A 15,104-nucleotide genomic window follows, 5' to 3' on the forward strand; every position below is an offset into this window, starting at 1 on the left:
TGCTATGGACAGTGAATATTCGCAGGATGAGAAAACCGTCCTGCTCGACCGCGACGGTCATGGACCCGTACAGGGGCCGCTCACGGAGTTTCCATCGCCGCCGCGCTATGAGCAGTTGCAAGACCGGATGATCTACGCGAGCCAAGCGTTGGGCGCACACAGCTTTACGACAGCGCTCAATCCCCTGATGGTTGCGGCTTGGGGGATATTGTCGGAAGTGGTCCAGCTCAAGGGCTGCTCCGGCCGGGAAAACCTCATCGCGATCAACGACCGATTGTCATCGGCGGTGACCCAATTCGAAACCCGTGCCTTGCAGGCAGGCATTGAAAACACCCAAGTCATGTCGGCGCGCTACGTATTGTGCAGCGTGATCGACGAAGCTGTGGTGACCACGGCGTGGGGGGCTCGAAGCGACTGGCCGAAGATGAGCCTGTTAAGCCGCTTTCACCACGAGACGTTCGGCGGCGAGAAGGTATTCCAGCTGCTGGAACGCCTGGCGCGTGACCCGCTAAAACACTTGGCGATGCTGGAGCTGCTGTATCTGTGCCTGTCCCTGGGGTTCGAAGGTAAATATCGGGTGATGGCGCGGGGAGGCTTGCAACTCGAGGCCGTTCGCGATGGCCTGTATCGACAGATCAGGCACGTGCGTGGCAACGCGCCGTCGGTGTCTGTTCTGCCGGCCGGGCAGGGGCGTGCGCGACGCAGGCGCATACGCATCATTCCTGCCCGCTGGGTTGTTGCCTTCACTGTGTGTTGTTTGCTCGCGATGTACGCAGGGTTTGCCTGGATGTTGGAACGCGAAAGGGCGAGCGCTCTGCAACACCTTTCATTTTCGGCGTCGGATCTTACCCAGACGCCCGTGTAAACGCAGGGAGCAATGAATGAACGCATTCTTCAAGGGCGTGGGTGCCGTGCTGGGCAGAGTTTGGGTTTGGAGCCTGGTGCTGGTGTTTTGCTGCACGGCACTGGTGTGGTATGTCGGGCCGCTGTTGGCCGTGGACGACCACCGGTTCTGGCAAAGCGCGACTGCCCGCCTGGCCACCCTTTGCGCTTTGTTTCTGCTGTGGGGATTGGCAATGGTCCTGGTGGGTGGGCGCCGTGCCGCTGGGCTCGAAAGGTCCGTTCCGCCCACGGCTCACCCGCCAGAGAGCGCGGTGGAGGACGAACAGAAGCACGTTCGTGGTCGTTTCAATGACGCCCTGCAGCGGTTGAAGACGTCGCCCCGCTACGGGGAGCGCAACGCGCGCTGGCGCCATGAGTTGCCCTGGTACCTGTTGATCGGTGAACCGGGCAGTGGCAAGACCCAACTCTTGGCCGCCGCTGGCTTGCAGTCACCGCTCGACCAGGCTGACACGCGGCCCGAGCGCGGCGGCGCGCAGTGTGACTGGTACTTCGCCGAGGACGGTGTACTCATCGATACGCCAGGGCGCTATCTGATTCAACCCGACCGTTCGGTGGATGCCGCCGGCTGGACCACCTTGTTGACCAGGCTGAGGCGGCGGCATCGCGTCCGTCCGCTCAATGGCGTGGTGGTGACGGTGTCGCTGGACAGGCTCTTGAGCGGTAACGAGCACGACCTGGAACAACTGGCGCGCCATGTCCGTTCGCGCTTGCAGGACATTACGCAGGTGCTGCATGTGGATGTGCCCCTGTATCTGGTGTTAACCCAGGCTGACCGACTGCCGGGGTTCATCGAGTACTTCGACTCACCGTCAGGGGACGATGCCGATACGGTGCTGGGGCAGCCTCTGGATGCTGATGCGGCGGGCAATGACATCACCCAGGTTCGCCAGGTGTTCGAACAGTTACTGCAACGCTTGCACAGTGAATTGATTGAACGACTGCACCAGGAACGTGATGTCGAGCGCCGGGGCCAGATGCTTGATTTTCCCCAGCATATGGCGCGCATAGGCGAGCGTTTGTGCCTGTTCATCGAGTGGGCGTTTTCCACCCATCGCTGCCAGCGCATCAACGGTTTGCGTGGGTTCTACCTGACCTGTGCCAGCGACAGGCGCAGCCATTTCGTGCCGGGGCTGTTCAGTCGGGTGATCTTTGCCGAGGCGGATTTGGCAGCTTTGCAGACCCGCGAGCAACAGCGCATCCGGCAGCGCAATGGGTTGCTGGGGATGGCCGCTGCGCTGGTTCTGGCGTCTGCCTGCGGGCTGTGGATGCACAGTTATACGGTCAACCAGCAACGTTTGGCGCACATCGCTGCACTCAGCGCACCCGTGATGCAGGCCAGCGATGAAACCTTGACACTTCTGGCGCTGCTGGACGCTCGCTGGGCCGCGACCCAGGTGTTTCCCGCACCAGACGACACCCCGCTGATCGAGCGAGCCGGCCTGTATCAGGGCGAGGTCAGCCGCCCTTGGGTGGCCCGCGCCTATGAACAGGCGTTGCAGCAGCAACTGCTGGGTCGCACGGTTACCCTGCTGGAAGACCAGGTGCGCGCCAGCCTCGGCGATCGGGAGCGCCTCCTCGACAGCTTGCGGGCCTACCTGATGCTCAATCTGCGGGAGCGCCGTGATACCACGTGGCTGGCGCAGCATATGGCGAGCTACTGGTCGCTGCGGTTTTCCGGTGATATGTCGGTACAGAGACGCCTGAATGAACATTGGGCGCGACTGCTCGAGCAGCCGTTTGCAGCCTCCCTCAATGACGAGCTGGTGGCTCAGGCGCGTGCTGCACTGCGCGGCGAATCACTGGCCGATGTGGTGTACCGGGTACTGCGCGAACAATCGCGCGATCTGGCGCCGTTGCGCCTGGCCGAGGGCAAGGCTTTCGCCGCCATCGATCCCTCTGTGCCGGGTTTCTACACCAAACGTTATGTGCAGTACTTCCAAGCGCAAGGCCCACGGCTGGTGAATACCATCGCCCAGGATAACTGGGTTCTAGGGGAAGGCACTGACTTGAGCGGTCAGGATCTGCAGCGCTTGATGACCGAACTGCAACAGCGCTACTTCAGCGAATACGCCGAGGCCTGGAGCGACGCCCTCGGTCGCGTCAGGCTGCTGCAAACCGATAACCTGCGCGAGGACGCCGAACGGCTTGCCGGGTTGACGTCGGCCCAATCGCCAGTCATTTTGCTGCTGCAGCAGCTCCGTGAGAATACCCGTTTACTGCCGGCCCTTGAGTTGCCTGCCGCGGGGATCGAGCCGACAGGCGCGTTGGGCGTGATCGCCAAGACTGCGGTGGCGCAGGGGCAAACGGCCTCGGGCGACTCGGCTCGCCGGGCCTTGCAGCGGCGTTTCGAACCCTTGCACCAATTGCTGGATGAGCTGCAGAACCCAAGCGCTGAGCTGACCCAGGGGCTGCACCTGCTTGACCAATTGCATCTGCAATTGGCGGCGCTCAACCGCGAGGGTTCGCCGGAGCAGGCGGCTTTCTTGCGGGCGAAGCGGCGGATGGACGGCCAGCAGGACGTGTTGGGCAGCCTGCGTGAAACGGCCTCCCGTTTGCCGCTTCCGCTGGCCGCTTGGTTTGAAGGGATTGCCGAGCAGACGTGGCGCCATTTATTGGACCAGGCCTATGTTCATGTGAATCTACGCTATCAGAGCGAGGTGCAAGGGCTTTACGCGAGGGCGATTCGTCAGCGCTATCCGTTCAATGCCCATGCAACGAGTGATGTGGCCCTTGACGATTTTCGTGAGTTCTTTAAACCCCAAGGCGTCTTGGCGCGTTTTTACGAGGGGTATCTGCGCGCTTTTGTCAGCGCAGAGGGTACTCGCTACCGGTTACGTGGGGTGGACGGACATAGTTTGCCCATCTCACGCTCGCTGCTGGATCAATTGACGAAAGCCCAGGTTATCCGACGCGGCTTTTTCGGCGAAGACCAGGCGGAGTTGACCGTGGGCTTTACTTTGGCGCCCTACAGTCTGGATCAGGCGGTGAACCGGGCGACCTTGCGCTTGGGTGAAAAGCAGTTGGAATACCGGCACGGCCCGGTCATACCCATGACGTTCCAGTGGCCCATTGAAGCAGACAACGGTCGCACCAGCCTCGTACTGGAGAGGGGCGTCGAACTGCGTCCCCTGGGTATCGAGAAGAACACTGGCGCCTGGTCATTGTTTCGGTTTTTCGATTTGCTGCATCGAGAGCCTGCGAGTGACCGCAACGCGCAAATCGTCAAGGCCGACCTGGCCGGGTTGCGCGCCAATTACCTGCTGACCAGCCAACGCACACCCAGCCCATTTGAAATGGACACGTGGCGCACCTTCCGTCTGCCGGAGCAACTGTGAACCTGATGCTCCCCACATGGCGCAGTGCCGGGCGTACCCAACGCGGGCAGTCACGGTTGCGCAATGAGGATGCCTTGCTCGATTGCCCGCAGCGAGGGTGTTGGGCTGTGGCGGACGGCATGGGCGGTCACCGGCACGGCGATGTCGCCAGCCAGTGGGTGATCAGCAGCCTCGCGTCGCTGTCGGCGCAGGGAAGCCTTGATCAGCGAGTCGAAGCGGTTCGGCAGGGCTTGCAGAATGTCAACCATCGGCTGGCGAATGCACGTCGAGGGCCTGGAGCCGTCGATGATGCTGTGATGGGCAGCACGGTGGTCGCGCTATTGTTGGAGAACGGGCGTGCGGCGTGTGTGTGGGCGGGGGATAGCCGCTGTTATTTGTGGCGCGAACAGAGCTTGTACCAGTTGTCGAAAGATCACTCGCTGTTGCAGCGCCTAATGGACGAGGGTCAGCTGAGTGCCACGCAAGCGCGGGCCTATCCCGATGCCAGAGCCTTGACGAGAGCCGTTGGCGCACACTCGCCCTTGCGACTTGAGGTGCTGGAACTCAGTACCCGCCCTGGCGACGTATTTTTGTTATGCAGCGATGGTCTCTATCAGGCACTCAGCCATGTCGAACTGGGCCTGGCGTTGAGTGCAGGCGGGCCGCAGCATGTCGTGGAACGATTGTTTGCCAGCGCGCTGCAAGCCCCGACGCGCGATGATCTGACCGCCGTCGTGGTGCAGTCATGAGCGTAGCATCAACCCTTCCGGTTTTGCTCGCCGGGCGTTACCACCTTGAGCATGTATTGGGCCGCGGCGGAATGGGCGTGGTGTACCGTGCGCGCGACCTGTTACATGAGCAGTTCGGCGAGCCTTGCCCCGGTGTGGCGCTAAAGCTGTTGGACGAGTCTTTATCAGCATGCCCCGATGCTCATGTGTTGCTGTACAGCGAGTTTGCATTGTCGCGTCGCCTGCGGCATGAGCACGTGGTGAGGATGTATTCGTTTGAGGTGGATGCGGGCAGCCAGACTGCCTTTTTTACCATGGAGCTGCTACACGGCATGACGCTGGACCGGCTGCTTGTGGAGTGCCCCGCTGGGTTGCCTTGGGCAGAACTGCAGCCAATTGCCCTGCAGTTGCTGGATGCGTTGGTTTATACCCATCGACACAACGTTCTGCATGGCGATATCAAACCGACCAATGTCATGGTGGGTGCAGAGGGCGTGCGCCTATTCGATTTCGGCCTAGGTCGGTCAGTTGCGCAGACTACGAAGGACTTGGCGAGTGTGAGTCGCGACCGGTTGAATGCCTGGACTCGCGCCTACGCGGCGCCTGAATTACTGGCAGGTGGTGCGCTGACGCCCGCCGCTGACCTCTATGGCGTAGCGTGCGTCCTGTATGAGCTGGCCCAAGGCAATCGCCTGGGGGAACGCCAGCCGGGCCACAGACTGTCCCGGCCCAGGCAGTTGCCCCGACGGTGCTGGCCTGCGCTGCACGCCGCCTTGGCGCAGGACCCACAACGCCGGGCCCTGACGGTTGCCGAGTTGCGCGAGGCCATCGGTTGCCAGCGGCCTCGCTGGTACCGCTAGCCAGAGTGTCAGCCAGTCAAGTCATGCAGTTGGCAATAGTCAGCCCAACTCATGCCGGCCATCTGTGCGACTTCCTTATGCACCTCAAGGCGCTGGGCTTCGAAGGCTTCGCTGGACTCGGCAGTCAGCTTGAGGGTCAGCTCCCAGGCGAACAGGCCTTGGCGCTCGGCCTGGGCCTCGAACGCTTCATACAGGCGCTCGGTACGGTACTGCGCCACGGTTTCCCCCCTGGCTTGGGCGGCCAACGGGTTGAGGTTATTCAGCTCATCGGCCACGTCCGGGTGTTCGCCCAGGAACCGGTCCAGTGCACGTTGATAGTTATCGCCAGGTGCTGACAACGGCTAGCGCCTCAATGAGAGGGGTGGGAGTCGACGTCGGGGGCGTGGCGGCCCAGATGACGCCGAGCGCGCTTGCGAGACCTGCGCTGGATCCAGCGTTGCAAAGGCGCCAGTAAAAAGAACATCAGGTAGGCGACGAGCACCAGCGTCAGGTCTATCCAGGTCTCCGCGACAGGCCCGGTGTAAAGCTCGATGACATTCTTGATTACAAATAGCAGCGCTACGCTGCACAGCCACAACAGGATGGTGACAAACAAGGGACGCATGGTGCTGGACCGCTTATCGTGCATGGTAAGACTCTCTCTCTCCTTTGTGCCTGGGGTTGTCCAGGCAATGTTCCCTGAGTGGACACACGGTGTTATCCAGGTTGTAACATCCTTTAACACGCGGTAACGCCGCGGATAATACCGACTCAGACGTGTTTAGGGGGCGGATCACGTAGGAAAGTTCGATTTTTCACCAAGGAATTTGTATCGAGCCCAAGGGTTTTTACCGAAAACGCCCGTGGACATGGCGAAAAGCTTTCGCTCCCCGTATCAGGGCGTGTAGCGTTGACGCGTACTCGGGCGCTGATCTCCAGACGCCATGGATACGGGCAGAGGGCGGCTCATGGCGCAAAGGCTGTTCAAACTTTTCCTTACCCAGCGCCTGGCGGCGCTAGCCAGTATCGAGTCGTTGCGTGCGATTCGGGAGGGATTGCTGTGGATCCTGCCCTGCCTGTTGGTGTCTGCCGGTTTTCTGATCCTGTCTGAATGCGCCAAGGTGCTGGGTTTCAACCCAGAGACAGTGAGCTTCCTGGCGGGCCTGCATGACCGCATCAGCTCGGTGATTCCGCTGCTGGTCGCTGCTTCCATTGGTTATATGCTGGCTATCCAGCACCGCTTGCCGCAGTTGCCGATCGCTTTTCTGTGCCTTGCCCATGTCGTGGTGGCCACGTATCTGTTGCGCGACTATCCCCGGGCTTCGGCCACCTTCCTGCTGTTCATCGCCATTGCATCGCCGCTGATCAACGTGCCCGCCATTGCCTGGCTGCACCGTTGGCGTTGGACACGCCTGGTCCACGAAGACTTGGTCGGGCACAACCTCAAGGGCACGATCAACATGGTAGTGCCCGGCGCGATCACCGCGCTGGTGCTGGTGATGGTGTTGTCGCTGCTGTTGCAGATCCCCTACGTGGCGCAACTGCAGGGACCGCAGGTACTCAATGTGTTGCAGACGCCTTATGGCAGCGGTTTGTTCGTGACCTTGATGAACTCGCTGTTGTGGTTTTTTGGGGTTCACGGCGTGTACGCCATGCAACCGCTGTTCGATGTGCTGGACCAGGCCGTGGTGCTCAATGGCGCGGCGCTGGCGGCGGGAGAGTCGGTCCAGTACCTGCTCAACAGTGGCCTGTTGGGCAGCTTCGCGTTTATCGGTGGGTCGGGCGGCGCGTTGTGCCTGCTTCTGGCGATCCTGCTGTTTTCCAAAAGCTCGTCTATGCGATTGCTGGCGATGGCCAGCTTGCCGCTGTCGTTATTCAACGTCAGCGAAGTACTGTTGTTCGGTTTGCCAATCATCCTCAACCCGCGGTTGTTCATACCGTTTCTGTTGGTGCCGGCGTTGAACATGACGGTGGCATTGGCGGCGGTGCAGTTGGGTTGGGTGTCACCGGCAGTGGCCAGCGTACCGTTTACCGCGCCGGTGTTGCTCAATGCTTACCTCAGCACCCAGGGTGACGTGGCGGCGGTGGTGCTGCAAGTTATGCTGATGGTCTTGGGGACACTGGTGTATGCGCCCTACGTACGGGCGATCCATCGCCAGTCCAGCGAAGGCGGCACGGTGTACCTCAAGTCGCTGGACATGACCTTTCGCGGCCTTGAGGAAAAAGGCCGGTTACTGGAGTTCGACCCGGTTCTGGCTTCGCATCGCACCTTGGCCCGGCAAGCCACTGAGTTGAGCCGGATCCAGCAGATCAGCGACTACGAGTTCTATCTTGAGTTTCAGCCTCAAGTCTCCACCCGCACTGGCCTGTGCACCGGCTGCGAAGCCTTGATGCGCGCCAGGGACAGCCAGGGCACGGTGCACTCGCCCTGGGAGTTCCTGCAGTGGTTGGCACAGGCACGGTTGATGCCGGATGTGGACGTGTGGGTAGCGTCCCAGGCCGTACGCCAGTATCACAAGTGGAAGAAGGCCGGTTTTGAGTTGCCCATGACCATCAATGTCTCCAGCGTCACGCTCAAGGACGCGGCTTATGGTGACCGCCTGGTGGAGATTCTCGCCCAGGCCCGGGGTTGGGTGTCGGTGGAAATCACCGAAGATGCGCTGGTCAGCGATATCCAGGCAACCCGCCAGACCATCCAGAAACTGCAGGCAATGGGGGCGAAGGTGTATATCGATGACTTTGGCACCGGGTTTTCGGCGTTGAGTTATCTGCATCAGTTTCCGGTCGACTTCATCAAGATCGATCGCAGCTTTGTGGTTGCCCAACAGGATCCCAAAGGCGCCCAGGTGCTGACGGGCATGCTGCGTTTCTGTGAGGCATTGAAACTGGGCGTGGTGGTGGAAGGGGTGGAAACCGCTGAGCAACTGGCGTTTTTGAATACGGGGGCTGAGCTGTTCATTCAGGGCTGGTATTTCAGCAAGGCGCTGCCGGGGGATGAGATGCCGCAGTTTGTGCGCAAGCGCGCGGCGCTGGCGTGATCTGGCAGCCCTGGGGCCGACCGGTCTGGCAGTCGACCCCGTTCAACTTCATCAAGCCAGCTTGCTAGACCGCCTCGTAGCTGCGATTGGTCCGCTCAATTTCCTCAACCAGTCCGTCTATGGCGTTCAACCGTGCCCGATTGTCATGTTCCCAGGGATGAAAGCTCGGTTTGAAATAATCCAGCCACGGCCGCAGCATGCGTGGAAAGACCCCCCTGGGCCCATACAGAAACTTGAGCATGCGCCAGAAGCCTTTGAGATACCCACCGGACTTGCGGTCGGCAATCAACAGGCGTACGTGGAAGTCGAACACCACCAGCCAGAACAGCAGCGTGGTAAACAGCATGGTGCCGGTGCGCAGCAAGTAGCGCCTGGGCCCAGGCTTGATCACGGTGTTCCACACATCGAAGGCCACTGCTTTATGTTCGGTTTCTTCAAGGGCGTGCCAGTACCACATCTGCCGATAACCCTTGAGCGAGTCGCCAAAACGCGAGGGGTCGCTCAGCAGGATTTCCGCGAGCATTGCGGTGTAATGTTCAAGGGCGATGGTCACCGCGAGGTTGAAGGAGGGCGGCAGGTGTTTCTTTTGCAGGTCGAGAAAGAACTTCAAGCGACGGTCGAGGCTGTGCGCCGGCAGGCCCGCTGCTTGCAGCAGGTTGTTGTACGCCACATGTTCTCGGCTGTGCATCGCCTCCTGACCGATAAAACCCTGGATCTCCTTCTTGAGAGTGGGATCGTCGATGCACGAACGGTAGTGGCGCACGCTGTCCATGAAGAACAGCTCGCCCTGGGGAAACAGCAGCGACAGGGCATTGAAAAAGTGCGTGATGAACGGGCCTTGTTCATGCCAGTTGGTAATGCGCTCGGCGGGCAGGGCGAAGCGGATATCGCGGCGAATCGGCAACATGGTGTGTGCTCCTGTTCAGAGGCGAGGCTCGTCGTTGGTTTCAAACACGGGCGTGCGCGGTTTGGGGGCCATGCGCTTGCTGGCAAACACCACCAGCGCTTGATAGGCCGCCGGCAGGCAACGGGCGAGCAGGTCGAGGAAATACGCATCGCGGCCGATCAGCACGCGGCGTTTGTTTTTGCGCACGCCTTGCAGGATCACCTTGGCGGCCTGATCGGCATCGGTGATAAACAGTTTTTCGAAATCGGCGCGCGCTTGCTGTTCGCTATGGATAAGGAAGCCGGTCATGTTTGCGTCGATACGGCTGCTGCGGCAGATATCGGTACGAATCCCACCGGGATGCACGCAGGTGGCGGAGACGCCGCAGCGTTGCAGGTCCAGCTCCTGGCGCAGTGCTTCGGTAAAGCCACGCACCGCGAACTTGCTGGCGTTGTAGCCACTCATGCCAGGCTGGGCGAACAGGCCGAACACGCTGGAGGTGTTGACGATATGCCCGTCGCCACTGGCCTTCAGGTAAGGCAGGAACGCCTTGGTACCATGCACTACCCCCCAGAAGTTGATGCCGACGATCCACTCCAGGTCGGCATAGTCCACGCCTTCCACGGTGCTCGACAGCGCCACTCCGGCATTATTGAAGACCAGGTTGACCTGGCCATGCTCGGCCGCGCAACGCGCCGCCCAGTCGAGCATGGCTTGGCGGTCGGCGACATCCAGTACCTGAGTGGTAACGGTCACCGGCGACAGGGTCGACGTGCCGATCAGGTCCCGTGTTTGCTCCAACCCCTGGCTGTTCTTGTCGGCCAGGGCCAGGTGGCAACCTTCTCGTGCCAGCGCCAGGGCCAGTGCGCGGCCCATGCCGGAGGCCGCTCCCGTGATCGCCGCGACGCGGCCGTTGAATGACTTCATGACAGGCTGCCTTCTGTAGCGGAGTGAGGGGTCGGCATCGAACGCGGCATGGACGCAACCGGCGCCCGGCTGACCTCATAGTCCCTGAGTGCAAAATGCCGGGTGATCTGCTTGAAGCGCCACGTCGAGCCGGGCCACAGTGTGGTGTTCTTGCCGGTGCGCGGGTCGAGGTACCAGCTCTGGCAACCGCCGGTGTTCCAGATGGTGCGCTTGAGCTTGCCTTGCAGTTGCGCGTTGTAGGCCTGCTCCGCGGCGGGTTTGACCTCCACCGTGGCGATGCGCTGGTGCTGCATCTGTTGCAACGCATCAAGGATGTAAGTGACCTGGGCCTCGATCATCAGGATCATCGAGTTGTGCCCCAGGCCGGTGTTGGGCCCGACGATCAGGAACAGGTTGGGATAGCCGGGCACCGTCGTGCCTTTGTAGGCATGGGCGCCGTCGTGCCAGGTGTCCATCAGGTCGACGCCGTTGCGCCCGATGATGCAATCACGGGGCAGGGGATCGGCGGCCTGGAACCCGGTGCCGAAGATCAAACAGTCGGCGGGGTGCTTGATGCCGTCGCTGGTGATCACGCCATCGGCTTCGATGCGCAGCACGGCGTCGGTCACTACTTCGACATTACTGCGTGACAGCGCGGGGTAGTAGTCGTTGGAGATCAGCACGCGCTTGCAGCCGATGGTGTAGTCCGGGGTCAGGACCTTGCGCAGGGAAGGGCGGGCCACCTGTTTGTGCAAATGGCGAAGGGCGATTTTCTGCACCATCTTCATCAGGCGTGGGTGCAGCGCAAAGCCCACCACGCGGCCTTCCAGCGCCCAATAAAAAGCGCCGCGCACCAGCCTTTGGGTAAACGGAAGATGCTTGAACAGCCAGCGCTCGACCCGTGAGATCGGCCGGTCAGGCTTGGGCATGATCCAGGGCGGCGTGCGCTGGAACAGATCCAGATGCGCCACCTGCGGCGCAATCTGCGGCACGAACTGAATGGCACTGGCGCCGGTGCCGATCACCGCTACGCGCTTGCCCTTCAGACTGTAGCCATGGTCCCACTGCTGCGAGTGGAAACGCTTGCCCTTGAAACTCTCCAACCCTGGGATATCCGGCAGTGCCGGGCGCGACAAGCCGCCCATGCCCGACACCAATACTCGCGCACTGACCTCGCGGCCGTCGCTGAACGCCAGCCGCCAGCGCTGCTGCTGATCATCGAACACCGCCCGTTGCAGGCCCATGCCGAAACGCAGGTACGGCGCCAGCTCGAAACGCTTTGCGCATTGCTCGAGGTAAGCGCGGATCTCCGCTTGTGGCGCGAATTGGCGGGTCCAGTCGGGGTTGGGTGCGAAGGAAAAGGAATAGACATGGGACTGCACGTCACAGGCACAGCCAGGGTAGTGGTTGTCCCGCCACGTACCGCCGAGCGTATCGGCCTGCTCGGCAACGAAGAAATCGGTAAACCCTGCCTGCTTGAGTTTGATCGCCATGCACAGGCCGGCGAAGCCTGAGCCGATGATGGCGATATCGATGGTGTCGCTGTGGGCGTTCATAGGCTGTCCTTGGTGGGCATCGGATGCGCTCCTGTTTTTGTTTTGTGTTTTAGATAGAACACCATTGCAAAGGAAAATTGAATTAATTATTTTAAAAAAGATTTTAAATAATCTACCTGAAAATTTCGCCTACGCTAGGACCTTGTTCGATCTATGCGACTTGTCCGACAGACGAGCATGGAGCTGGGGTCCAAGGTACGGACGAAGGTTGAGGCCTTGATCAATCCCGATCAGGTCGCCAGCAGCAGGGAAGCAGAGGACCGAGCTATGGCTGTCGAGTGGATTGTCGCTGCGGGTGTGGTGATAGGCGCGAGCGCTGTGTTATGGGCTTTCAGCGCCTGGATGACGCGGCGGATTGAAACCGCCGTTCCGATCAATGGGCGCTTCGTCGAGGTGGATGGCGAGCGCTTTCATTATGTAGAAGAAGGCCAGGGCCCTGCGCTGGTGATGATTCACGGGCTGATGGGCAGCAGTCGAAACCTGACCTACGCCTTGTCCGGCCAGTTACGTGAGCATTTTCGCGTCATCAGCGTGGATCGCCCGGGGTCGGGCTATTCCAGCCGTCAGAGTGGCACGGCGGCAGACCTGCCAGCCCAGGCGCGCCAGATTGCCGCTTTTATCAAGACCCTCGATCTGGATAAGCCGCTGGTGCTTGGGCATTCCCTGGGCGGTGCGATTGCGCTGGCATTGGCCCTCGACCATCCCCATGCGGCATCGGGCTTGATCCTGGTGGCGCCCTTGACCCATCCCCAGCGCATGCTGCCGCTGGTCTTCCTGTCATTGGCGGTACGCCCCGCCTGGCTGCGACGCTGGATGTCGCGCACCTTGACGGTGCCCGTCGGCCTGTTGACGCAAGGCTCGGTGGTCAAGGGTGTGTTCGCCCCCGACGCCGCCCCGCCAGACTTTGCCACTCGCGGCGGTGGCTTGCTGGGCATGCGTCCCGACAATTTCTACGCAGCGTCTACCGAGATCAACCGGGTCAATGATCACTTGCCGGATATGCTCAAGCGCTACCCGCAACTGACACTGCCAATCGGCCTCATCTACGGCGCGCGCGATAGCGTGCTCGACTTTCAGAAACACGGTCAGGGCCTGGCCAGCAAGGTTCCCGGGCTGAAGCTGCAGGTGGTGGAAGATCGTGGGCACATGTTGCCCATCACCGCGCCGGAACGAGTGGCGGCGTTGGTTGAGCAGATCGCCAAACGGGTCCGACCTGCGCAAAGCACCACGGTGTTGCAGCCGTCGTTTGCCATGGCGAGCAAATAAACATGCCGTTCGATACGCGGTTCCAGCACGCCAACGCCTGCCCTAGACACCTGACCAAACGTCTTGAAAAGAGACTGTCCGGTCACCGAAAAAAGGCGTGGATAAACTAGTTGACGACCTAACGATTCCGCGCTATTTATTTAAAAAAATTATTTCAATTTCTAATTTGAAACAGTTTTTGAAATGCCTAAGAGCGAATAAAATAATGAAAAAAACGCCTTTTATCGCATGGTTGATTTCTCGCAGCACTCAGCGCTGCGCAACCCACTTGGCTGCCTTCGCATGCGTTCGGAGGTTGCCATGAACCAGACCCTGGCAGCTCCAAGCGTCTGGGCCGACGGCAAGCGTCACCTGTGGTGGCTGGGCATCATGCCCCTGGCAACCCCGCTGCTCTGCGGCGCCCTGGCTATCGGCACCGGTGTTCAGCAACTGTGGTGGGTCGGTGTTCTGGTCATTTTCGGCCTCATCCCCTTGATCGACGGCCTGTTGGGTGAAGATGTCAGCAACCCGCCTGAATCCGCCGTCAGCCACCTTGAATCCCAAAGCTACTACCGTTGGATCGTCTACACCGGCGTGCTGTTTGTGATCGCCTCTGTAGTGATCACCGGTTGGTTGGCCGCCGGCGGCATCGACTGGATCATCGGCGGCGGGCTATTGCATGCCACCGCCTCGTTCGATCCTTCGAGCTGGACGGCAAGAGCCGCTGCTTTCATCACCGCGCGCACCGAGTTGCACGGCGAAGTCAGTGTGTTTACCTATCTGGGCATGGCGATGTCCACGGGGGCCGCTACTGGCATCGCGATCAACACCGCCCATGAGCTGGGACACAAACCCAAGCCACTGGAAGTGTTCCTGGCCAAAGTCACCCTGGCGCCAACGTTCTACGGGCACTTCTACACGGAACACAATCGTGGCCATCACGTGCGTGTGGCCACACCGGAAGATCCTGCCAGCTCACGCCTGGGTGAGAGCTTCTGGGCGTTCCTGCCGCGTTCGGTATGGTTCAGCGCGCGCTCGGCCTGGAACCTGGAACGCGAACGCCTGCGCAAACTTGGCCTGCCGGCCTGGCACTGGAAGAACGCCGTGCTCAGCGCCTGGATGTACAGCGTACTGCTGTGGGGCGCGATGATTGCCTGGCTGGGTGTGGCCGTGATCCCGTTCCTGATCATCCAGGGCATCTACGGTTTCTCGTTGCTGGAAGTGGTGAACTACGTTGAGCATTACGGCCTCAAGCGCCAGAAACTGCCCAACGGCCGTTATGAACGGTGTTCGCCACGGCACTCCTGGAACAGTAATCGAATTGTGACCAATATCTTCCTGTTTCAATTGCAACGGCATTCCGATCACCACGCCAATCCCACGCGTAGTTATCAGTCGCTGCGCCATTTCGATGAGTCGCCACAACTTCCCTATGGTTACGCAAGTATGATTGTATGGGCGTATGTTCCGTACTTGTGGCGGCGACGTATGGATCACCGTGTGTTGAATCATTATGCCGGTGATATAACCCTGGCTAATCTCCAGCCGTCACAGCGCTTGAAGTATCTGCAGAAATACAGCGGCAACGCTAAAACGTTTTAATTTGAAATAAAAAGCATCTTATCGATTGTAGTTCGAGCGAGATTTCGTCATCCGAAGTTTGCTAGTTTAGTTGCAATAAAGTTGTTA

Annotated in this window: 12 protein-coding genes; 7 read left to right on the forward strand and 5 right to left on the reverse strand. The window is 60.4% G+C overall.

What is annotated here, in order from left to right; genetic code table 11:
• Window positions 1-4: 4 nt before the first annotated feature.
• Genes icmH through C4J94_RS11870 form a run of 4 tightly spaced genes read left to right on the forward strand, consistent with a single transcriptional unit; the run spans window position 5 to window position 5,805 of the window.
• Window positions 5-865, forward strand: coding sequence for a type IVB secretion system protein IcmH/DotU (gene icmH / locus C4J94_RS11855; RefSeq protein WP_124386328.1), 861 nt, complete (start codon window positions 5-7; stop codon window positions 863-865).
• A 16-nt stretch (window positions 866-881) separates the two neighbouring features.
• On the forward strand, window positions 882-4,238 hold the full coding sequence (gene tssM, locus C4J94_RS11860; protein WP_124386329.1) for a type VI secretion system membrane subunit TssM: 3,357 nt from the start codon (window positions 882-884) through the stop codon (window positions 4,236-4,238).
• Between the two features lie 5 nt (window positions 4,239-4,243).
• Complete coding sequence (locus tag C4J94_RS11865) at window positions 4,244-4,966, forward strand: PP2C family serine/threonine-protein phosphatase (protein WP_124388963.1); 723 nt, start codon at window positions 4,244-4,246, stop codon at window positions 4,964-4,966.
• Complete coding sequence (locus C4J94_RS11870; RefSeq protein WP_124386330.1) at window positions 4,963-5,805, forward strand: serine/threonine-protein kinase; 843 nt, start codon at window positions 4,963-4,965, stop codon at window positions 5,803-5,805. The genes C4J94_RS11865 and C4J94_RS11870 overlap by 4 nt, the downstream gene beginning before the upstream one ends.
• 8 nt (window positions 5,806-5,813) lie before the next feature.
• Here the strand turns inward: C4J94_RS11870 and C4J94_RS11875 are convergent, their stop codons facing one another.
• Both C4J94_RS11875 and C4J94_RS11880 read right to left on the reverse strand, forming a co-directional pair.
• Window positions 5,814-6,143, reverse strand: a complete 330-nt coding sequence (locus C4J94_RS11875; protein ID WP_124386331.1) for a DUF6388 family protein — start codon at window positions 6,141-6,143, stop codon at window positions 5,814-5,816.
• Between the two features lie 11 nt (window positions 6,144-6,154).
• Window positions 6,155-6,433 (reverse strand): hypothetical protein, encoded by a 279-nt coding sequence (locus C4J94_RS11880; RefSeq protein WP_124386332.1) that lies wholly within the window; start codon window positions 6,431-6,433, stop codon window positions 6,155-6,157.
• 319 nt (window positions 6,434-6,752) lie between these two features.
• On the opposite strand from C4J94_RS11880, the gene C4J94_RS11885 reads away from it, so the two are divergent.
• Complete coding sequence (locus tag C4J94_RS11885) at window positions 6,753-8,822, forward strand: PTS sugar transporter subunit IIC/EAL domain-containing protein (RefSeq protein ID WP_124386333.1); 2,070 nt, start codon at window positions 6,753-6,755, stop codon at window positions 8,820-8,822.
• A gap of 64 nt (window positions 8,823-8,886) precedes the next feature.
• On the opposite strand, the gene C4J94_RS11890 is transcribed toward C4J94_RS11885, so the two are convergent.
• From C4J94_RS11890 to C4J94_RS11900, 3 genes are read right to left on the reverse strand one after another with little or no spacing between them, the layout of a single operon-like run.
• Complete coding sequence (locus C4J94_RS11890) at window positions 8,887-9,729, reverse strand: metal-dependent hydrolase (protein WP_124386334.1); 843 nt, start codon at window positions 9,727-9,729, stop codon at window positions 8,887-8,889.
• Window positions 9,730-9,744: 15 nt separating this feature from the next.
• Window positions 9,745-10,635 (reverse strand): SDR family oxidoreductase, encoded by an 891-nt coding sequence (locus C4J94_RS11895; protein ID WP_124386335.1) that lies wholly within the window; start codon window positions 10,633-10,635, stop codon window positions 9,745-9,747.
• Window positions 10,632-12,170 carry an NAD(P)/FAD-dependent oxidoreductase gene (locus C4J94_RS11900; RefSeq protein ID WP_124386336.1) on the reverse strand — a complete coding sequence of 513 codons (1,539 nt, stop codon included), beginning with the start codon at window positions 12,168-12,170 and terminating at the stop codon, window positions 10,632-10,634. Before C4J94_RS11900 ends, C4J94_RS11895 begins: the two co-directional genes overlap by 4 nt.
• 267 nt (window positions 12,171-12,437) lie before the next feature.
• Between C4J94_RS11900 and C4J94_RS11905 the strand changes: the two genes are divergently transcribed.
• Together C4J94_RS11905 and C4J94_RS11910 are read left to right on the forward strand one after the other, a co-directional pair.
• Window positions 12,438-13,436 (forward strand): alpha/beta fold hydrolase, encoded by a 999-nt coding sequence (locus C4J94_RS11905; RefSeq protein ID WP_124386337.1) that lies wholly within the window; start codon window positions 12,438-12,440, stop codon window positions 13,434-13,436.
• A gap of 300 nt (window positions 13,437-13,736) precedes the next feature.
• Window positions 13,737-15,017 (forward strand): alkane 1-monooxygenase, encoded by a 1,281-nt coding sequence (locus C4J94_RS11910; protein WP_124386338.1) that lies wholly within the window; start codon window positions 13,737-13,739, stop codon window positions 15,015-15,017.
• Window positions 15,018-15,104 lie beyond the last annotated feature (87 nt).

It is taken from the genome of Pseudomonas sp. R5-89-07 (assembly GCF_003851685.1).
Classification (GTDB): domain Bacteria; phylum Pseudomonadota; class Gammaproteobacteria; order Pseudomonadales; family Pseudomonadaceae; genus Aquipseudomonas.